This window comes from Limosilactobacillus alvi, assembly GCF_016900115.1.
GTDB lineage: Bacteria > Bacillota > Bacilli > Lactobacillales > Lactobacillaceae > Limosilactobacillus > Limosilactobacillus alvi.
Genome location: NZ_JACJJQ010000139.1, coordinates 1 through 232, shown reverse-complemented (window position 1 = coordinate 232; position 232 = coordinate 1). Strand labels below are relative to the sequence as shown.

1 protein-coding gene is annotated in these 232 nt (G+C 40.5%); it reads right to left on the bottom strand.

All coding sequences use genetic code 11. From position 1 onward, the window contains the following. On the bottom strand, window positions 1-232 hold a 232-nt coding region (locus H5993_RS09390; protein WP_204777130.1), incomplete at both ends, for a hypothetical protein.

The following is a 232-nucleotide window of genomic DNA, read 5'->3' as shown; positions in this document are numbered from 1 at the left end:
CTCAATTGCCGCACCGTCGTCTTGAAGTATACTAATATCCAGCAGGTATAAGTGAACAAACCCTTCATCTTTCTCCGAAGGAGAGAATGACAAACTACAAAAAGTTAAGTTTTCATTTTCCGCAACTTGCCTTAGATCGACATTCATAGTTTTCTTCGGAGTAACATCGACAGGTAAGGTCACAGAATAACAAGACTCGATTATTTCAGAACCACCACTTCCCGAAATGCAC